The organism is Olivibacter sitiensis DSM 17696, from assembly GCF_000427965.1.
GTDB lineage: Bacteria > Bacteroidota > Bacteroidia > Sphingobacteriales > Sphingobacteriaceae > Olivibacter > Olivibacter sitiensis.
The window spans coordinates 1-19,040 of sequence record NZ_ATZA01000040.1; the positions used below are offsets into that span (position 1 = coordinate 1).

At 43.6% G+C, this 19,040-nt stretch carries 18 protein-coding genes and 1 tRNA gene; 11 read left to right on the forward strand and 8 right to left on the reverse strand.

What is annotated here, in order from left to right:
• Window positions 1–61: 61 nt before the first annotated feature.
• Window positions 62–136 (reverse strand) — tRNA-Val (locus tag A37S_RS0117190).
• Window positions 137–364: 228 nt separating this feature from the next.
• Complete coding sequence (locus tag A37S_RS0117195) at window positions 365–1,768, reverse strand: NAD-dependent succinate-semialdehyde dehydrogenase (RefSeq protein WP_028298064.1); 1,404 nt, start codon at window positions 1,766–1,768, stop codon at window positions 365–367.
• Between the two features lie 125 nt (window positions 1,769–1,893).
• Between A37S_RS0117195 and folK the strand changes: the two genes are divergently transcribed.
• Complete coding sequence (gene folK, locus A37S_RS0117200; protein WP_028298065.1) at window positions 1,894–2,394, forward strand: 2-amino-4-hydroxy-6-hydroxymethyldihydropteridine diphosphokinase; 501 nt, start codon at window positions 1,894–1,896, stop codon at window positions 2,392–2,394.
• 12 nt (window positions 2,395–2,406) lie between these two features.
• On the opposite strand, the gene pssA is transcribed toward folK, so the two are convergent.
• Complete coding sequence (gene pssA / locus A37S_RS0117205; RefSeq protein WP_028298066.1) at window positions 2,407–3,105, reverse strand: CDP-diacylglycerol--serine O-phosphatidyltransferase; 699 nt, start codon at window positions 3,103–3,105, stop codon at window positions 2,407–2,409.
• Between the two features lie 181 nt (window positions 3,106–3,286).
• Window positions 3,287–4,822, reverse strand: a complete 1,536-nt coding sequence (rho, locus tag A37S_RS0117210; RefSeq protein ID WP_028298067.1) for a transcription termination factor Rho — start codon at window positions 4,820–4,822, stop codon at window positions 3,287–3,289.
• 582 nt (window positions 4,823–5,404) lie between these two features.
• Between rho and pyrF the strand changes: the two genes are divergently transcribed.
• The 8 genes from pyrF to A37S_RS0117250 all read left to right on the forward strand — a co-directional run bounded on the left by pyrF (window position 5,405) and on the right by A37S_RS0117250 (window position 13,573).
• Window positions 5,405–6,238 (forward strand): orotidine-5'-phosphate decarboxylase, encoded by an 834-nt coding sequence (gene pyrF, locus A37S_RS0117215; RefSeq protein WP_028298068.1) that lies wholly within the window; start codon window positions 5,405–5,407, stop codon window positions 6,236–6,238.
• A 270-nt stretch (window positions 6,239–6,508) separates the two neighbouring features.
• The gene (gene sufB, locus A37S_RS0117220) at window positions 6,509–7,960 is read left to right on the forward strand and encodes a Fe-S cluster assembly protein SufB (RefSeq protein ID WP_028298069.1); all 1,452 of its coding nucleotides are present in this window, start codon (window positions 6,509–6,511) and stop codon (window positions 7,958–7,960) included.
• Window positions 7,961–8,023: 63 nt separating this feature from the next.
• Window positions 8,024–8,794 (forward strand): Fe-S cluster assembly ATPase SufC, encoded by a 771-nt coding sequence (gene sufC / locus A37S_RS0117225; protein ID WP_028298070.1) that lies wholly within the window; start codon window positions 8,024–8,026, stop codon window positions 8,792–8,794.
• A 25-nt stretch (window positions 8,795–8,819) separates the two neighbouring features.
• On the forward strand, window positions 8,820–10,130 hold the full coding sequence (gene sufD / locus A37S_RS0117230) for a Fe-S cluster assembly protein SufD (protein ID WP_028298071.1): 1,311 nt from the start codon (window positions 8,820–8,822) through the stop codon (window positions 10,128–10,130).
• Between the two features lie 123 nt (window positions 10,131–10,253).
• Complete coding sequence (locus tag A37S_RS0117235) at window positions 10,254–11,486, forward strand: aminotransferase class V-fold PLP-dependent enzyme (RefSeq protein WP_036602981.1); 1,233 nt, start codon at window positions 10,254–10,256, stop codon at window positions 11,484–11,486.
• Between the two features lie 18 nt (window positions 11,487–11,504).
• Window positions 11,505–11,921 (forward strand): SufE family protein, encoded by a 417-nt coding sequence (locus A37S_RS0117240; RefSeq protein ID WP_028298073.1) that lies wholly within the window; start codon window positions 11,505–11,507, stop codon window positions 11,919–11,921.
• A 26-nt stretch (window positions 11,922–11,947) separates the two neighbouring features.
• Window positions 11,948–13,027 carry a zinc-binding metallopeptidase family protein gene (locus A37S_RS0117245; protein ID WP_028298074.1) on the forward strand — a complete coding sequence of 360 codons (1,080 nt, stop codon included), beginning with the start codon at window positions 11,948–11,950 and terminating at the stop codon, window positions 13,025–13,027.
• A gap of 75 nt (window positions 13,028–13,102) precedes the next feature.
• Window positions 13,103–13,573, forward strand: coding sequence for an Lrp/AsnC family transcriptional regulator (locus A37S_RS0117250; protein WP_028298075.1), 471 nt, complete (start codon window positions 13,103–13,105; stop codon window positions 13,571–13,573).
• 15 nt (window positions 13,574–13,588) lie between these two features.
• Here A37S_RS0117250 and ung read toward each other — a convergent pair whose 3' ends face one another.
• Window positions 13,589–14,260 carry a uracil-DNA glycosylase gene (gene ung, locus A37S_RS0117255; protein ID WP_028298076.1) on the reverse strand — a complete coding sequence of 224 codons (672 nt, stop codon included), beginning with the start codon at window positions 14,258–14,260 and terminating at the stop codon, window positions 13,589–13,591.
• Between the two features lie 149 nt (window positions 14,261–14,409).
• Between ung and A37S_RS0117260 the strand changes: the two genes are divergently transcribed.
• Window positions 14,410–14,955, forward strand: coding sequence for a tetratricopeptide repeat protein (locus tag A37S_RS0117260; RefSeq protein WP_028298077.1), 546 nt, complete (start codon window positions 14,410–14,412; stop codon window positions 14,953–14,955).
• Window positions 14,956–14,958: 3 nt separating this feature from the next.
• On the opposite strand, the gene A37S_RS0117265 is transcribed toward A37S_RS0117260, so the two are convergent.
• Genes A37S_RS0117265 through queG form a run of 3 tightly spaced genes read right to left on the reverse strand, consistent with a single transcriptional unit; the run spans window position 14,959 to window position 18,140 of the window.
• Entirely contained in the window at window positions 14,959–16,743 is a 1,785-nt protein-coding gene (locus A37S_RS0117265) for an ABC transporter ATP-binding protein (RefSeq protein WP_028298078.1), read from the reverse strand.
• 40 nt (window positions 16,744–16,783) lie between these two features.
• A complete protein-coding gene (locus tag A37S_RS0117270; protein ID WP_028298079.1) occupies window positions 16,784–17,227 on the reverse strand; it encodes a PaaI family thioesterase in 444 nt (147 codons plus the stop codon).
• 13 nt (window positions 17,228–17,240) lie between these two features.
• A complete protein-coding gene (gene queG / locus A37S_RS0117275; protein ID WP_342663607.1) occupies window positions 17,241–18,140 on the reverse strand; it encodes a tRNA epoxyqueuosine(34) reductase QueG in 900 nt (299 codons plus the stop codon).
• A gap of 155 nt (window positions 18,141–18,295) precedes the next feature.
• Between queG and A37S_RS0117280 the strand changes: the two genes are divergently transcribed.
• Window positions 18,296–18,940, forward strand: coding sequence for a Uma2 family endonuclease (locus tag A37S_RS0117280; protein WP_028298081.1), 645 nt, complete (start codon window positions 18,296–18,298; stop codon window positions 18,938–18,940).
• Window positions 18,941–19,040 lie beyond the last annotated feature (100 nt).

The window sequence follows — 19,040 nt, forward strand, 5'->3', positions numbered from 1 at the left end:
ATGTACACGTAGAACATAGAATAAAATGATAAATGGAAAAGGCGCCCGATGGGATGCCTCGTGGGAGCTACTGGATTCGAACCAGTGACCCTCTGCTTGTAAGGCAGATGCTCTGAACCAGCTGAGCTAAGCTCCCTATTACTGAATTATGGCGCAAAGATACTTGTCTGTTTGGAATTGTCAAGTGACTTTTGTAGCCTATCTTTTAAATAGCTGTCTACTAGTTTCATATTTTTTGGCATGCGTTTCCTCAGCGATACTTTCCGAAGGAAAAAATATGTGGAGCCAAAAAATAAATTAAATCATCACGGAAAGCGATTTTGGGTTGCTTTCCGTGATGATTGCAACAACAATTAAAATTAAACTAGTATGGGTTGGATGGTTCTGTCACGCGAATGAGTTTTGCATTGACGAACTCGTAGATGCCCAACTTGCCCTGTTCTCTTCCATAGCCAGATTTTTTCACGCCACCAAAGGGTAGTTGCGGCGCATTGCTGGTTTCATGATTGATGTAGACAATGCCCGATTCTATTTTCCTGGCCACTTTAACGGCGTGTGCCTTATCGCTGCTGAAAACAGTGGCTCCTAGACCGTACTTGGTATCATTGGCCAGTTTTATGGCCTCATCTTCATTTTTTACTACATAAAGCATGAAAACGGGACCAAAGATCTCCTCGTGATAGGCATCCATATCGGGTGTAATATCCGTGATGAAGGTAGGTTCCATAAATTCTCCCGAACCTTCTATTTTATGGCCTCCGATGACAATATTGGCACCTTGTTCGGCTGCCTTTTGCACTTGTTCAATAACGGTCTCTAGGGCTTTTTTCGAACTCATTGGGCCCATATCCGTTCCCGATTCCAATGGATTGCCTACCTTGATGTTTCTGAATGTTTCTTTTGCCTTTTCGATAAAGATATCGGCTATCGCTTCCACCACGATGATGCGTTTGGGTGAGGTACACACTTGTCCCGCATTGGCTATCCTGCCGAGCACGGCCCGCTCTACGGCATCGTCTACGTTGGCATCTTCCAATACGATGAAAGGATCGCTGCCGCCAAGTTCGATGACCGTTTTTTTGATATGTTTTCCCGCCAAAGCAGCCACGCTAGATCCAGCACGTTCGGAACCGGTCAAGGTGATGGCCTGGATGCGTTCGTCGGCAATGACGTCCTCTATATGATCCACGTGGAGGAAGAGATTGGTATAAACCCCATCTGGAGCTCCAGCTTCCTTAAAGAGATCTTCCATCAATTGGGCTATTTGGGGGACTATCTCAGCATGCTTGAGTACAACCGTATTGCCAGCTAGGACATTGGGGGCGGCGGAGCGCGCTATTTGATAATAAGGGAAATTCCAAGGCTGGATACTTAATATAGTACCTATCGGCTCATAACTGATGAAAGCTTCGCCCGTTTCCGTTTCTATGCTGTCATCTGCCAGGAGGCTTTGACCATGTTGGGCATAATAGTCGAAAATACCTGCAGACAGTGTCACCTCTTCAATCCCTTGTGCAAGCGGCTTTCCCATTTCTTCGGCCTCCAATCGTGCCAGTTCCTCCTTGCGTTCCAACATAATGGAAGCAAGCTTGCTCAGCACGCCTGCACGTGCTTCAAAGGATTCATCCTTCCATGTTGAATAAGCATTGGCCGCTGCTTCCAATTTCCGGTCGAGTGCAGCACTGGTCAGTTCCTCAAATTCTTTGTTTAATTGACCATTGGATGGATTGACGGATTTAAACGTCGTTGTTTTTGTCGTTTCTTTCATGGTAGTATGTTTTTGGGTATTTAATAATAGATGTACTAATGATACAAGATGAATCCATAATTGTTCATTTTTTTTGATAATGGGGAAAATAGCCGTTGCTTTGTCTGTATTAAAAGGATTTTACCATGCATCAAGTTTTTTTACTACTGGGGGCCAACTTGGGAGATAGGTGTGCTACACTGGAAAAAGCAAGAACAGCTATAGACAATGAAGTTGGAACCATAATAAAAAAGAGCTACCTGTATGAAACGCAAGCATGGGGCACACAAGGGGAGGAGCAACCTTCTTATTTAAATCAGGTACTGGAGCTGACTACTTTACTTGGCCCAGAACAATTATTGGAAACTACGATGCATATTGAGGACAAGCTGGGGAGAACGAGAAAAAAAAAGTGGGAATCCAGATTGATTGATATCGATATTTTGTTTTACGATGATTTGATGATGCAATCCGATACTCTAACGATTCCACATCCTTTGCTGCATAAAAGAAAGTTTACTCTCATGCCCTTGGTAGAAATTGCACCTGACCTAGTTCATCCAAAATTTAGGAAGAACATTACACAGCTACTTTGCTTATTGGACGATGACCTTGAGGTGCGTATGCTTGACTCTTCGACAAGCTAAAATCTACAGCTTCTATTTCAATTGACTGAACTGAACTGCCGATAAAACGATGTATAAGATAACAATGAGCGGAATAGCACTGAATTGCCATAGCAGTATCAAAACCAAGGAGCAGAGTAATAAAAGATACCTATAAGCATTATTTTTTAGACCGAAGTCGGTGAATTTCAAAGACATAAGCGGTATTTCCGCCACCAGTAAAAAGCTAAGGGCTAAAGTTAGGATGATGAGTATGACAGGATTTTGAATATAAGCACTGACGAGTAAGCTAGGGCTCATGGCTATATGGGGCAAACCCAATATAAAAAGCGCGCAAGCAGGTGTAGGTAGACCGATAAATATGGTAGTTTGGCGAGTGTCTAGGTTAAACTTAGCCAATCGGAGGGCAGAGAAGATGGTAATCAGAAAAGCAATGTATTTAAGCCATTCGTCACCGAACATCAAAGCAGGGCTTTCATGCAACATCACGTATATGATGACGGAAGGTAGTAAGCCAAAGCTTACCATATCTGCCAAAGAATCCAACTCTTTGCCCATTGGCGAAGAAACATTCAATAGGCGAGCCGCCAGGCCATCAAAAAAATCGAATATAGCAGCGGCAATGATGGCATATCCCGCATCGATAAGCTGCCCGTTGAAAGCTAAAGAGATACCTATACATCCACTGAATAAGTTGAGGCATGTAATAACATTGGGTATTTGTCTTTTCATGTATTGGATATCGTAAACTTGATGAAATCTGGCCAAAGGTATGCAAAATTTTGATGCTAGTGGACTTTTACTATTAGTTAAAAAAAACAGAGAAAACACCAAAAATAAAAAGACGGTTGGCGATATTAATTCACCAACCGTCTTAAAGTAACTTCCTGAATACACGGAAGCTTATACGATTCTAGCCGTTCATGCTAATGAGAAATTCCTCATTGGAACGTGTTCCCTGCATCTGTTTGAGCAGGAACTCCATGGATTCGTTGGAGTTCATGTCGGCAAGGTGGTTGCGCAATATCCATATCCGTTGCAAGGTTTCCTTATCGTTCAACAGGTCGTCTCTACGCGTGCTGGATGCCGTAAGGTCTATAGCAGGGAATACGCGCTTATTGGCCAACTTACGATCCAGTTGAAGTTCCATATTGCCCGTACCTTTAAATTCTTCGAAGATTACCTCGTCCATTTTAGATCCTGTATCTGTCAAGGCAGTAGCTAAAATGGTAAGGGAACCACCATGTTCTATATTACGTGCCGCACCAAAGAAACGTTTCGGCTTATGCAAAGCATTGGCATCCACACCACCGGAAAGGATTTTTCCGGAAGCAGGAGCTACCGTATTATATGCACGTGCCAATCGGGTAATAGAGTCTAGCAGGATGACCACGTCGTGGCCGCACTCTACCATGCGTTTTGCTTTTTCCAGTACAATATTGGCTATTTTCACGTGCCGTTCCGCAGGCTCGTCAAAGGTGGACGATACCACTTCAGCCCTTACGCTCCTGGCCATGTCGGTTACTTCCTCCGGACGTTCATCTATCAGTAATATGATCAAATATACTTCGGGGTGATTCTTGGCTATGGCATTTGCCACATCCTTCAACAACATGGTCTTTCCCGTCTTGGGCTGCGCTACGATAAGTCCGCGCTGGCCCTTACCGATAGGAGTAAAGAGGTCCATAATGCGTGTAGAATAGTGGTTGGGGCCGGTAAACAGCTTCAGTCTCTCGGTGGGGAAGAGCGGTGTCAAAAAGTCAAATGGCACCCGGTCTCTCACTTCGGCAGGCACATGGCCATTAATGGCTTCCACACGTACAAGGGGGAAATATTTTTCGCCTTCTTTCGGTGGGCGTATGCTTCCCCGCACGGTATCTCCAGTTTTTAGTCCGAAAAGTTTGATTTGCGATTGGGAAACATATATATCGTCTGGCGAAGTCAGGTAATTGTAGTCCGAAGAGCGTAAAAAACCATAGCCATCAGGCATGATTTCCAGTACACCCTCATTAACGATCACATTGTCAAAGTCGAGATTGCTGGCCGGGGTTTGAGAAGCAGTAGCAGCTACGCTTTCGTTGCCTGTAGGCTGACTGCTCGCTGCCTTTCTTTCGCTAGCTGGACTACGATAATCTGCTGTACTACTTTTCCGATCGGCATAGGCAGTTGCAGTATCTAAAGGAGATCTTCCTTCGTCCTGCTTGCGATGCATGCCGACGGGTTCGGCTTCTTTGACCGTTCTCACTCTTTTTCTAGGGCGCGATTCCGAAGACTCTTCAGCTGCTACTGTAACTGGCTCTTCTTCTTTCTCTTGTGTTTCTGCATCGGTAGACATGATGTGGTTAATGAGCTCTTGCTTCCGCATTTTTTCGACATCCTTGATGCCAATCAACTTGGCAATCTCACGTAGCTCGGACACGAGCTTTGCGTTCAATTCGTTTGTATTCATTTAGAAATTCTTGTTCTTTTTTGCAGGTCATAAGACGTGCCAATCACGGATAAACTATTTTACCATTTTGTACTGACTGTAAATAAATCTCCCCAGGACTGGTATATCATCAATAAAACCTTATTTTGAAAAATATGTATAGGATTTAAATTTGATTTTTAAATACAGAAACTCGCTACACTATAAATTGTCGTAATTATCTGCGTCCTCAGCAGTGCCTTACAAAACATATTATCAGAACTATTAGCGTATGCAACAACTTCTAGATGCGAAGCGAGTTTTGAGATAACGGTGCAATTGTAGGCATTTAATTTGAATTATCAAAGGAATTGTGAAATTTTTCAGCTTAGATGAATGACGTTATTTACTTTCGGCAATCAGCAGTTAGCCATCAGCTCAGGGAAAAATTTACGGAAACTTAAGCTTTCGGCTATTTAGTCCCTTTACGAGCTCAAGACAAACCTGTAATGTCAAGGGTCTATAATGCACCGCCAGATCTGTGCAAAGGCAAAAACAATTGTCAAAAGAAATTGTATTTTTGCAGCCGTTTGGACACCGTTATTTTTTTATCATAGATATCCCATGAGGCGCGACGAACTAATAGCTCAAATAAAACGCAAAAGATCATTCCTATGTGTAGGCTTAGATACGGACTTGGAAAAAATACCCGATTTTTTGCTGGATGAGGAAGATCCTATCTTCAGTTTCAATAAAGCGATTGTGGAAGCCACGGCCGACTTGTGCGTTGCCTATAAGCCCAATATCGCATTCTATGAATGCTATGGTGCAAAGGGATGGGAAACCCTGCGGAAAACGTGGGAGATACTGCCCAAGGATTGCCTGAGCATTGCCGATGCCAAGCGGGGAGACATAGGCAATACTGCGGAGCGCTACGCCAGGGCCTTCTTTGATGAGAAGCAAGCAGGTCTAGGCTTCGACGCCATTACGATAGCGCCTTATATGGGCGAGGATTCTGTAAAGCCATTTCTAACCTTTGCTGGGAGATGGGGTATCGTGCTCGCCCTCACTTCCAATTCCGGTAGTTTCGATTTCCAACTGTTCGAAGATTCTGTCGGCACGCACCTGTTTGAGCAGGTCATAGAAAAGGTGAATGAGTGGGGCAGTACGGATAATTTGATGTACGTGGTAGGTGCTACACGGGGCGAAGCCTTTGAGACCATAAGAAAGCATGCACCGGCACATTTTCTGCTGGTGCCTGGGGTAGGTGCCCAAGGTGGCGATCTGGCCGAAGTATGCCGCTATGGCATGAACGACGACTGCGGCTTGCTAGTTAACGCCACACGTTCTATCATTTATGCTAGTAAAGGCAGGGATTTTGCGGAAAAGGCTAGGGAGGAGGCTTTGAAGCTACAAGGCGAGATGGAAACGGAACTGCAACGCTACGGTATTATATGAGATCGGTAAGGCTATCAGCTTTCGGGAATTTTTAATCTCACGTCTCATATCGTAAAAATAACCAAAATCATTTTTTTTTATGAAAGAGGACATTCCATTGCATTAAAATTGTGTCATATTAAAGAAAGACGTGCCTAAAATAATCGTTAATCTCATGCCCAAATCGTACATTTGCAGATAATTTAAAGGGCCTAGCATGTTATGCGCAAAGGCATGGTGCTGGTAGGCAGTAATGGGGTGAAAAAGCCCCGCCTAAAACAAGGACGAGGAATGAGTGCCAATAACGACGAAATATTAAAAGAACTAGCTGTAGAGGAATACAAATATGGGTTCACTACGGATATAGAGATGGACATTGCCAAAGTGGGGTTGTCCGAAGAAACCGTGCGGTTTATTTCTGCCAAGAAAGGTGAACCAGAATGGTTGTTGGAATGGAGACTGAAGGCTTTCAGGCATTTTCAAAAAATGCAGCTGCCTCAATGGCAAAACTTTAAGCATCCGGATGTGGATTTTCAAAGTATTTCCTATTATGCTGCCCCCAAGGCGAAGCCACAGGTGGACAGCTTGGAAGATGTAGATCCCGAGCTATTGGAGACCTTTGCTAAGCTAGGTATCCCACTAAACGAGCAAAAAGTGCTGGCAGGAGTGGTAGCGGTGGATGCTGTATTTGACAGCGTGTCCGTAAAGACCACTTTCCGTGAAAAGTTGAAGGAACAGGGGGTTATTTTTTGTTCTTTCGGCGAAGCAGTAAAAGAACATCCCGAACTGGTAAAACAATATTTGGGAACGGTGGTGCCGCAAACGGACAATATCTATGCCGCGTTGAATGCTGCCGTTTTTTCGGATGGCTCTTTCGTATATATACCGAAGGGCGTTCACTGCCCCATGGAGCTATCCACTTATTTCAGGATAAACGCGCAGAATACCGGGCAGTTTGAGCGTACGCTCATCGTAGCAGATGAAGGTGCATATGTGAGCTATTTGGAGGGCTGTACCGCTCCTATGCGCGATGAGAACCAGCTGCACGCGGCGGTGGTAGAACTGATAGCCATGGAAAATGCCGAAATCAAGTACAGTACCGTACAGAACTGGTATCCTGGTGATAAGGACGGCAAAGGTGGTATTTATAATTTCGTTACAAAAAGGGGCATTTGCAAGGGAAACAACAGTAAAATTTCCTGGACACAGGTAGAGACAGGTTCTTCCATCACCTGGAAGTACCCATCTGTTATCCTGAAAGGGGACAATTCGGTAGGCGAGTTTTATTCCGTTGCCCTGACGCGCAATCACCAAATTGCCGACACGGGCACCAAAATGTTCCACATCGGTAAGAATACACGGAGCAAGATTATATCTAAGGGAATTTCGGCAGGGGTGAGCCAAAACAGTTATCGTGGCATGGTGCAGATAGGCAAAGGTGCCGATAAGGCACGGAACTTCACGCAATGTGATTCATTGCTAATAGGCGATCGCTGTGGAGCACATACGTTTCCCTATATCGAAGCGAAAAATAAGTCGGCCATGCTAGAGCATGAAGCTACGACATCAAAGATTGGGGAAGACCAGATTTTCTATCTCAATCAGCGAGGCATAGACCCTGAAAAGGCAGTTGGGCTTATCGTAAACGGTTACGCCAAAGAAGTGTTGAACCAGCTACCGATGGAGTTTGCCGTGGAAGCTCAAAAATTGCTTTCCATCAGTCTGGAAGGTAGTGTAGGCTAAAAGGTTAGTATCAATAAAGTAAATTATTAGTAGAGGATGCATGCGCATCCGTGATAGCGAAATATGTTAAGTATCAAAAATTTGCACGCCTCGATAGATGGCAAAGAAATTTTAAAGGGATTGAGCCTGGACGTAAAAGCAGGAGAGGTACATGCGATTATGGGGCCTAATGGCTCTGGCAAGAGTACTTTGGCTTCCGTTTTGGCCGGTCGCGAGGATTATGAAGTCACCGAAGGTGAGGTGACATTGGACGGCGTAAACCTATTGGAAATGGCCCCAGAAGATAGGGCAAGAGAGGGAGTCTTCTTGGCTTTCCAATATCCCATAGAGATTCCTGGGGTATCCAATATCAACTTTCTGAAAACTGCGGTTAACGAAATTCGTGCTTACAAAGGATTACCCCCAATGGAGGCAAAGGAATTTTTGCAGCGTGTGAAAGAAAAGCAAAAACTAGTGGAGTTTGACGCCAAATTGGCCAACCGTTCCCTGAACGAAGGTTTTTCTGGAGGAGAAAAAAAGCGTAATGAGATATTCCAATTGGCCATGTTGGAACCAAAATTGTCTATCTTGGATGAGACAGACTCTGGTTTGGATATAGATGCCTTGCGTATCGTGGCCAATGGTGTGAATACACTTCGTTCGCAGAACAATGCCTTTGTGGTCATTACGCACTATCAAAGACTGCTGGACTATATTGTTCCAGATTATGTTCATGTACTGTACAAAGGTAAAATCGTACGCTCAGGAACAAAAGAATTGGCCCTAGAGCTGGAAGAGAAAGGCTACGATTGGTTGAAGCAAAGTGTCGACGCAGCCGAAAATGCTACGATATAAAACGACCTTTAGAATTTTTATTTAAATGATAACACAAGTTTCAAGTTCATTATATCAACAGATAGTTGCCAACTTTGAGGAGGGGCTAATGGTTGGTGCACAGGTACCAAGCTTGGACACTGTACGTAAGGATGCGTTCGAACGCTTTAAGCGCACGGGCTTTCCTACCACAAAGATGGAAGATTGGAAATATACCAATCTGCAGCCTTTGCTCAATGAAAGCTATATGTTGGAAGATACATTGCCAGAGCGTAATGTGGGTCTAGAGGACGCAGTGATATCTGGTTTGGATGCCTATCGTATTGTGCTCGTCAATGGCGAGTACAGGGCGGACTTGTCAGATGTTATAGCTGAGCATGGGGTGCAAGTATTGCCATTCTTAGAGGCAGTGAACAATCCTATTTTTCAAAAGCATTTCGCTCAATATGCTGATAAGACCGACAATCCATTGGTGGCATTGAATACGGCATCCAATAAAGGTGGGGTTTTTATTTCACTTTCTGATGGAACTGTACTTAGTAAGGCAATTCAGCTGGTACACATTATGGCTTCATCGGAAACCTTGTTCAGTCAGTCCCGTAACCTGATGGTATTGAGCAAAAACACGAAGGCTCAATTGGTAGAGTCATTCATCACTTCAGATGGATCGGCTAAGTCGTTGAGCAATAATGTGTCGGAAATAGTAGTGGAGGAAAATGCGCAGCTGTACCATTATTATATCCAAGTAGCTGGCGAGCAAAGCAATTTCCTCAATCATATAGAAGTGCATCAAAAGAAGCACAGCCTGTATAACAACTATAACTGTTCCTTTCCGGGGGCCAGCTTTGTGCGCAACAATATCAATGTCCGACTGGATGACAGTGCCGTGGAAAGCCATTTGTACGGCATCGTACTAGGCGCAAGGAAGCAGTTTGTGGACAACCACACTATCGTGGATCATAGCATGCCGCATTGTGAAAGTTACGAATGGTACAAAAACATCATGCAGGATGAGGCTACTGCTGTCTTCAACGGTAAGATATTTGTACAATTGGATGCACAAAAGACCAATGCATTCCAGCAGAACAACAATATGCTGATAGGTGACAAAGCGGTAGTCTATAGTAAGCCACAGTTGGAAATATTTGCAGATGATGTAAAATGCAGCCACGGATGTACTATTGGCCAGTTTGACGACGATGCACTGTTCTACCTGCGAGCTAGGGCCATTGGCGAGCAACAAGCCAGGACATTGCTGGTACATGCCTTTGCCTACGATGTCACCGAGAAATTTGACAATTCGGCAGTACGGGATTACGTAGATCGGCTCATTGAAAGAGGATTGAATATAGCATAAGCATATTCAACAAATTTAAAGTTATGAAAATGTAAAAGAATCCATCCCAAGCGGTGGATTTTTTTATTTCTTCACTTATTTGGTTATTATAATTTATCTTTGTTATATACAAAGCAAAAGAAAGTGAAAGTTTTGACACCATATGATATAGCGGCCGTGAGAGCCGATTTTCCTTTGTTAAGAACAACTGTCAATGGCAAGCCGTTGATTTATCTCGATAATGGGGCAACGACTCAAAAGCCCCGATTTGTCATCGATGCCATACAGCAATACTATACGCTCCAAAACAGTAATATCCATAGGGGGGTGCACCATCTCAGCCAGTTGGCCACGGATGCCTATGAGGTAACCAGAAATAAGCTGAAAGATTTTATCCATGCCGAGCACGGACATGAAATTATCTTAACGGCAGGAACTACGCATAGCATCAACCTGGTATCTACCTGTTTTGGCAAGGCGTTTGTGAAGGAAGGGGATGAGGTAATCATTTCGGCCATGGAGCACCATAGCAACATTGTGCCCTGGCAGATGATGTGCGAAGAGCGGGGAGCCAAGTTGAAAGTGGTCCCCATTGATGATGACGGCGTACTGGATATGGATGCCTATGCGCGTTTGCTCAATGATCGGGTAAAATTGGTCTCCATGACCTACGTATCCAATACGTTGGGAACGATCAATCCCGTACAGCAGATTATTCAAATGGCACATGAAAACGGTAGTCCTGTACTGTTGGATGCGGCACAAGCCGTACAACATATGGCTATTGACGTGCAGGCACTTGATGTGGATTTCCTTGCTTTTTCCGGACACAAGATGTACGGACCAACAGGGGTGGGGGTGCTATATGGGAAAGAGAAGTGGCTCAATGCCATGCCGCCCTATCAAGGTGGAGGCGATATGATAAAGGACGTGACCTTTGAAAAAACGACCTACAACGACCTGCCCTTCAAATTTGAGGCAGGTACTCCCAATATCGAGGCTGGCATTTGCTTAGGAGCCTCTATAGATTATATCAATCAGATTGGATTGGACCATATCGCTGAGTACGAAGCCGAATTATTGCACTATGCCCTTGAGGCTCTTGCCGAAATAGAAGGCATTCGCTTTATTGGCAAGGCCAGGGAAAGGTCAAGTGTGATTTCGTTTTTGATAGAGGGTACGCATCCATATGACGTAGGGGTAATATTGGATAAATTGGGGATTGCCGTGCGGACGGGACACCATTGTACGCAACCATTGATGGATCGATTCGGTATACCGGGCACAGTGAGGGCTTCCATTGCTATGTACAACACACAGGAAGACATAGATGGTTTGGTGGCTGGAGTGAAGCGTGCGGCCCGCATGTTATTATAATAATTTGTACCTTTAAAAATGACGATAAACGAAATACAGGATGAACTGATAGCCGATTTTGCTTTCTTTGAAGACTGGATGGAAAAATACGAATACATTATCCAACTGGGCAAGGAACTGCCTTTGATAGAAGAAAGCAAAAAATCGGATGACTTACTTATAAAAGGCTGCCAATCTAGGGTGTGGTTGCTGGCAGAGGAAAAGGACGGAAGGATATACTTCACCGCCGATAGCGATGCCATCATCACCAAGGGACTCGTAAGTCTAATGGTAAAGGTACTATCTGGCCAGTTGGCAGAAGACATTGCCACTGCCGATCTGTATTTCATAGATAAGATAGGATTGAAAGACCACTTATCGCCCACACGAGCCAATGGTCTATTGGCTATGGTAAAACAAATGCGACTCTTTGCTTTGGCTCTTCAAGCCAAATAAAAACAATACTAGATGATATAATCAAGATGAAGCTATTTAAATGCACGCAATGTGAAAACCCTGTCTATTTTGAAAATACAAGCTGCGACAGGTGTAAGTATCAATTGGGTTTTGAAGTAAATAGCATGTCACTTTTTGCCATCAAGACGGAGGCCGATGGCAGCTATTCATTGGTGAAGCACGATGACGTTCCAAATTCGGGCTATCGTTATTGTGCCAATCATCAATATCAGGTGTGCAATTGGCTCGTAGCAGAAGGCGCAAAAAGCGACTATTGTGTCGCTTGCAATCTAAACAGGACCATACCCGACCTTGCCGTTGACGATAATTTGCGCAAATGGAGCAAGATAGAGATTGCAAAACATAGGCTTATTTACGCACTTCTGCGTTTCAACCTACCCGTAAACAGGAAAACAAGTGATGCTGTTCATGGCATCTTATTTGATTTTCTTGCTGATACGGAAGGCCAGCCACGTGTACTCACAGGCCATGCGAATGGCCTGGTGACCTTGAATATAGCAGAGGCCGATGACATAGAACGAGAAATGATGCGCAAGCAGATGGATGAAATCTATCGTACTTTGCTTGGGCATTTCCGCCACGAGATTGGCCATTACTATTGGGAGGTCTTTTTTCTCGACCACCCTGAAAGGCTTTCTCTTTTTCGTAAGATATTTGGTGATGAAAGAGCGGATTATGGCGAGTCACTTCAAAGGCATTATGAACAGGGAACACCTAAAGACTGGGAGGAGCACTATATCAGTGCCTATGCAGCGGCCCATCCATGGGAAGACTGGGCGGAAACATGGGCGCATTACCTGCATATGGTAGGAACGTTGGAAACGGCATATGCTTTTGGAGTAACAATAGATCCGCTTATACATGCCGATAAAAGGGGAATGAGTACAAGGATAGACAAAGATCCTTACCTGGAAATGGACTTTGAAGAGATCATTGGAAAATGGCTGCCACTAACCTTTGCCATGAATTCCCTCAATCGAAGTATGGGCCTAAAAGATCCATATCCATTTATCATTACGCCAAGTGTATTGGGAAAACTTCAGTTTATCCATAACGCAATACACCAACAATGGGCTAGTGTATAGTTGTGGATTATGAGTTGCGGGTCGGAACAAGCGGTTTGCTTTTTTTATTTTCATTTTTACTTTATACTTTTGAGCATGGCCTTTGAACCTGATAAAATAGATCTTCAAATCCTGAAGCTACTGCAAGAGAACGGACGGATTACCAATCTCCAACTGTCTTCCAATATTGGACTTTCGCCAGCGCCCACATTAGAACGGGTACGTAAATTGGAGAATGCCGGCTATATCAAAAGTTACCATGCCTTGGTAGACGAGGAAAAGCTTGGAATAGGCATTAAAACTTTTATACAAATCCAATTGGATTTTCATACGCACAATGCCATTCCAGAATTTGTGGAGGCCATCAGGGCGATACAAGAAGTGACGGAATGCCATCACGTAACCGGGCCATGTGATTTTATCCTCAAGGCTTATGTGAAGGATATAAAGGGCTATGAAAAGCTCATCATGGAAAAGATCAGCAAGATACCCTATGTGAAGACTTTCCAGACGATGATGATCATGTCTACTTCAAAAAAGGAGCCTATTGTGCCCATGGAGTATTAAATTGGCAATAAGTACTCATACCTGCCAGTCTATTGGAGTCTTCCCTTTCGATATGAGGTAAGCATTGGCTTTGGAAAAGGGCTTGCTGCCGAAAAAGCCGTTGTGGGCTGAAAGTGGAGAGGGGTGAGCTGAGGTGATTACACAGTGTTTGCTCGTATCTATCAGCGCCATTTTTTTTCTGGCATAGGCCCCCCATAAAATGAAAACCAAACCCTCGCGGAGTTGGGATAACTTCGTTATCGCTTCGTCCGTAAACTGCTCCCAACCCTTTTTTTGATGGGAACCTGCCTGGTGCGCTCTCACGGTAAGCGTGGCATTCAGCAAGAGTACGCCCTGATCTGCCCACTTGGTCAAATTGCCGTGACGTGGTATGGTGAATCCATCGATATCGTTACTCAATTCTTTGTACATGTTCTGTAGTGAGGGAGGAATGGCTATGCCCTCGGGGACCGAAAAAGATAGGCCATGTGCCTGTCCTACATTGTGGTAGGGGTCTTGGCCCAATATGACGACCTTTACCTTGTCAAAAGGTGTATGCTGGAAAGCATTAAATATTAGCTTATTAGGAGGGTAAATTTGATGATTGGCCTTTTCTTCCGTCAGAAAGGATTTAAGGGATTTCATGTATGGCTTTTCAAACTCATCGGCGAGCACGTCGAGCCAGCTTTTTTCCAATGCAATACTCATACTCAAACATAGCTAAAATCGGTCTTAAAGTCATAACGCAATTGAAAAAATTTGATTTGGCCACCCCGCAGTAATAATAAGCTTTACAATTGCTAATTCCATTAAATAAACAGATATTTGCAGTTTAATCTCAAATAAGCAAATTACATATGCCTAATTTTATTCGAATCATACTAGCTTTCGCACTATTGGGTGCCTCTGTCACTTTAATGGTATTTGGTCATTGGGGATGGGGTATTACGGTGCTCTTATTATCGATATTGGTTTTTGTCACCTTTTTCTTTAATGAAAATATGCTGATAGCTCAGTTTTATCTGCGTAAAGAAAATATGGATAAAGCTAAACAGTTTTTGGATAGGATTACCAATTATGAGAAACAATTGATTCGCGCACAACATGGATACTACCATTTGCTGATAGGATTGATTGAGTCCCGTAAATCGCCCCTACAGTCTGAAAAGTATTTCAAGAAGGCCTTATCTTTGGGCATGCAGATGGATCACAACATCGCTTTGGCCAAACTGAGTCTAGCTGGTATTGCCATGTCCAAAAGGAACAAAAGGGAGGCGCTGCAATTGTTGCAAGAGGCTAAGCGAGCTGATAAGAACAAGTTGTTGGCCGATCAAATAAAAATGATGAAAGACCAAATGTCACTCATCGATAAGCAGCAACATCAACAGATGAGGTATAGGTAGGCTTTAGCTTTCTTGCTCCTCTAGCAGTTGTTTCTGATATAGATCAAAATATGCACCGCCTTGTGCTATCAGGTCATCGTGTGTTCCCTGCTCTATGATACTTTCCTTATCCAAAAGGAGAATATGATCTGCATTTTTGATGCTGGAAATGCGGTGGGCTATGAATAATGCACTTTTGCCTCGCAATACGGGGCGGAGGTTTTGCAATATTTCCTCTTCTGTCTTGGTGTCTACTGCAGAAAGGCAATCGTCGAAAACGAGTACCTGCGGTTGTATAGCCAAAGCTCTCGCAATGGATAGGCGCTGTTTTTGCCCACCTGATAACGTGAGGCCACGTTCGCCGATTTCCGTTTCAAACTGGTGTTCAAAACGCATGATGTTTTCGTATAAGGCGGCTTGCTTGGCGGCCTTTTCCACAACGGCCATATCCAAAGTGTCTAAGCCAAAGGCGATATTGCGCCCTATGGTGTCTGAGAAGAGAAAAACCTCTTGTGGCACAAAGCCAACTTGACTTCTATAATCATGCAAATTGATCGTTTTTATGTCCTGACCATCAATCATTACTTTTCCTTCGTCAGTATCGTACATGCGCATAAGTAAGCGTGCGATAGTCGATTTGCCACTGCCCGTCCGACCGATGACGGCCAATAGCTGATCGGGTTTGACATGAAAGGAAACATTCTTAAGTGCCGTGATGCCTGTATTGGGATAAGTGAAGCTGACTTCTTGGAACTCAAGGTGGCCTTGTAGCTTAAAGTCGGCAGTGGTGGGAGAGAGGATGGTGGGCGTGGTCTTCAAAAACTCATTGATGCGCTTCTGCGAAGCTGCAGCACGTTGTACCAATGAGGTTATCCAGGCAATGGACATAACCGGAAAAGTCAATTGATTGACGTACACAATAAATTCGGCAATATTTCCCGAAGTAATACTACCTTTCATCACCTCTATCCCTCCAATATAAATGGTTATGACCGTACTTAGCCCGGTAAGTAATACGATAAGTGGAAAGAAAAAGGCTTGCACTTTTATCAAGGATATGGAAGCATCTTTATATGCTACGCTTTCTTCCTCAAAGGCATTCTGTTTGTTGCTTTCCCTGTTGTACGATTTAATGACCCGAATACCAGAAAACGTTTCTTGGACAAACGAACTCATAGAGGAAAGTCGTTCCTGTATTACTTGACTGCGTTGGTTGATTATCTTGTTGACATACAAGACGATGATGGATAGAATGGGGATAGGGAGTAAGGCATAAACGGCCAAATGTGCATTGACATTGAACATTGCGGTAATTACCATGACGAAAATAACCAAGATGTTAACGCTATGCATTAAGGCAGGACCCAAATAGCCTCTCACACGGCTTACATCTTCTGTTACCCTGTTCATCAAATCACCCGTATTGTTGGCTCGGAAGAATGCCATATCCAGTTTTTGGTAATGGCTGTATATTTCGTTTTTCAGATCATATTCTATATGGCGTGATGTCAGGATGATGGTCTGCCGCATCAGAAATAAGAACAGCCCCCTGATGAGGGCTAGCAGCAAAACCAGGGCACCAAATAGCAGCAAGCTATAGCCAAAAACTTGGTACACCAATGCCTGCCTATCAAAGCCAGCGAAAAGCTGGTACAGTCCGATGTTTTCTTTCACCAAGTCAAAAGCTATGCGGATGACTTGTGCGGGCAGAACCCCGAAATAGTTGGATATAACGACGAATATAAATCCGGGAATAAGTCGCCATCGGTACTTGTACAGGTATTTATTTAGATATGCTAAATGCTTCATTTGGTCTTATTGTATGTTCAATGCCTGTGATACACTCGATTTAATCTTTTTTTGGCACAAACATCATGTTGCTAATACCTCTCACCAGCAACCTAGTTCTAGTGTCATTCCATAGCTCGCATTGTACGTGACTGAGTTGCTTGCCTTTTTTGATCAAGCTGGTGCTGGCGACGATTTTGGTACCTAGAAATGCTGGCGCAAAGTAGTCTATCACATTGTTGACCGTTACGTAGAAACCTGATTCTCCCTTGACGGTCACCATCGTGAAGCCGATGATATCGTCAATAATGGCAGCAGATATTCCTCCGTGTAGGGACGAGATGCTATTGAGCATGTCTTCTCTTACTATATAGGAAAACTCCAAATGTCCTGGCTCCACCTTGAGGACTTCTGGCGCTAGCCACCTTGTCAATGGTGAACCAAAGTCGCTAATCGTTTTTCCTATGTATGTCTCTAATATTTCAAGTTTACTGTTTTTTTCCATAAATAATCTTCTGTCAGCTCAAAAATTTAATGTTCCTTGTTAATCCTTCATATTTGGCCCGTTTTACGGCCGATTTCTTAAATACCTTCTTAAAGGTATCTTCCGTCAACTCTTCCCAGTCTTGCTTGGTCATATCCAACAAGCTTTCATGCGGTGTAAATGCGGCCTCCTCATGTGGCTTGGAAAACTTGTTCCAAGGACATACATCTTGGCAAATGTCGCAACCAAACATCCAATTATCTAATTTATGCTTAAAATAGCTTGGCGTTTCCTCTTTCAATTCTATGGTGAGGTAGGATATGCACTTACTTCCGTCCACTATTTTTGGGCCAACGATCGCTTCGGTAGGGCAGGCATCAATGCATTTGGTGCATGTGCCACAATAATCTTTTGTGGGAGCAACGTCGTATTCCAGTTGTATATCGACCACCAATTCACAGAGAAAGAAAAATGAACCGTGTTGTCTGTTCAGTAAATTGGAATGTTTTCCTATCCAGCCAAGACCTGCTCTTGTTGCCCATGCCTTATCCAATACAGGCGCAGAATCGACAAATGCCCGTCCACCAATTTCGCCAATTTCTGCTTTCATAAAGCTAAGTAATCTCTTTAGCTTATCCTTTATAACGTGATGATAATCTTCGCCATATGCGTATTTTGAAATTTTAGGGGCATTGGTGTCCTTTTGTGATTGTGCAGTGTAATAATTGAGCGACAAGGAAATAACGGATTTGGCATCATCAACGAGCAACCTTGGATCCAAACGCTTGTCAAAATGGTTCTCCATATAAGCCATCTTGCCATGCATGCCACCTTTAAGCCATTTTTCCAATCTGGGCGCCTCTTCCTCCAAAAACGTCGCCCTCGATATGCCGCAAGACAAGAATCCCAACCTCTTGGCCTCTTCCTTTATCATGCGGCTATACCTTGATCTTTCCAATGACATATTGAGGCAAAGATACAGCTTTGTATATGTTTTTTGATGATTCAAAGTAGATGTTGTCTGTGTTAACTTTGAATTTTGCTAATAAAATTATTATTTTTGTGGGTAGTTAAGAAAGCAGAGCATATATGGGAGCGCTACGTCCATACAAAGAATACGGCAAAGACGATGCACAGGAGGAGGTTAATTGTTTCAACGACCTGGATCCCGCTGCTTATTATTCTTATTCCGATTATTTGCGCTGGACTTTCGAGGATCGAGTAGAACTAATAAAAGGCAAGCTGTTCAAAATGAGTCCTGCTCCAAGCAGGATTCATCAGGATATTTCCAAAAATCTTTTTCTCCTCTTAGGCAATTTTCTCAGGCACAAGCCTTGTAAGGTATATTCGGCTCCTTTTGATGTTCGTCTCCCCACAAAACAAAAATCGACAGATGATAAACTTATATACAATGTATTACAGCCTGATATCATTGTCGTGTGCGATTCGGAAAAATTGGATGATAGAGGTTGTTTAGGTGCTCCCGATATTGTTGTAGAGATATTATCTCCAGGTAATAATAGTAGGGAACTTCGTTATAAGTACGATGTCTATGAAATGGCGGGAGTGAAAGAATATTGGATAGTATGGCCGGAAAGTAAATCGCTTATGCGCTATATCTTGGGGCTGGATGGCAGGTACGTTCCCACCAAGATGCTTACGCTGGGTGAGCGGTTCGATACAGCTGTCCTTCCAGGTCTTGTAATAGACATTGATGCCGTCTTCGAAGAATAATAAATCGGGATTGCTATTCCGTTATCTCAATGTCAAACACTAATAGAATTGATTACAAGGGCTCAATAAGATTGGTTTTGAGCAGCTAACAACCTATATT

Coding starts and splice junctions, on each gene's coding strand:
- A37S_RS0117240 (WP_028298073.1), top strand. CDS start 11,505: ATGACGATAAACGAAATACAGGATGAACTGATAGCCGATTTTGCTTTC.
- A37S_RS0117245 (WP_028298074.1), top strand. CDS start 11,948: ATGAAGCTATTTAAATGCACGCAATGTGAAAACCCTGTCTATTTTGAA.
- queG (WP_342663607.1), bottom strand. CDS start 18,140: ATGATAAAGGAAGAGGCCAAGAGGTTGGGATTCTTGTCTTGCGGCATA.
- ung (WP_028298076.1), bottom strand. CDS start 14,260: ATGAGTATTGCATTGGAAAAAAGCTGGCTCGACGTGCTCGCCGATGAG.
- A37S_RS0117270 (WP_028298079.1), bottom strand. CDS start 17,227: ATGGAAAAAAACAGTAAACTTGAAATATTAGAGACATACATAGGAAAA.
- A37S_RS0117280 (WP_028298081.1), top strand. CDS start 18,296: ATGGGAGCGCTACGTCCATACAAAGAATACGGCAAAGACGATGCACAG.
- A37S_RS0117250 (WP_028298075.1), top strand. CDS start 13,103: ATGGCCTTTGAACCTGATAAAATAGATCTTCAAATCCTGAAGCTACTG.
- pssA (WP_028298066.1), bottom strand. CDS start 3,105: ATGAAAAGACAAATACCCAATGTTATTACATGCCTCAACTTATTCAGT.
- folK (WP_028298065.1), top strand. CDS start 1,894: ATGCATCAAGTTTTTTTACTACTGGGGGCCAACTTGGGAGATAGGTGT.
- rho (WP_028298067.1), bottom strand. CDS start 4,822: ATGAATACAAACGAATTGAACGCAAAGCTCGTGTCCGAGCTACGTGAG.
- sufD (WP_028298071.1), top strand. CDS start 8,820: ATGATAACACAAGTTTCAAGTTCATTATATCAACAGATAGTTGCCAAC.
- A37S_RS0117195 (WP_028298064.1), bottom strand. CDS start 1,768: ATGAAAGAAACGACAAAAACAACGACGTTTAAATCCGTCAATCCATCC.
- A37S_RS0117260 (WP_028298077.1), top strand. CDS start 14,410: ATGCCTAATTTTATTCGAATCATACTAGCTTTCGCACTATTGGGTGCC.
- sufC (WP_028298070.1), top strand. CDS start 8,024: ATGTTAAGTATCAAAAATTTGCACGCCTCGATAGATGGCAAAGAAATT.
- pyrF (WP_028298068.1), top strand. CDS start 5,405: ATGAGGCGCGACGAACTAATAGCTCAAATAAAACGCAAAAGATCATTC.
- sufB (WP_028298069.1), top strand. CDS start 6,509: ATGAGTGCCAATAACGACGAAATATTAAAAGAACTAGCTGTAGAGGAA.
- A37S_RS0117265 (WP_028298078.1), bottom strand. CDS start 16,743: ATGAAGCATTTAGCATATCTAAATAAATACCTGTACAAGTACCGATGG.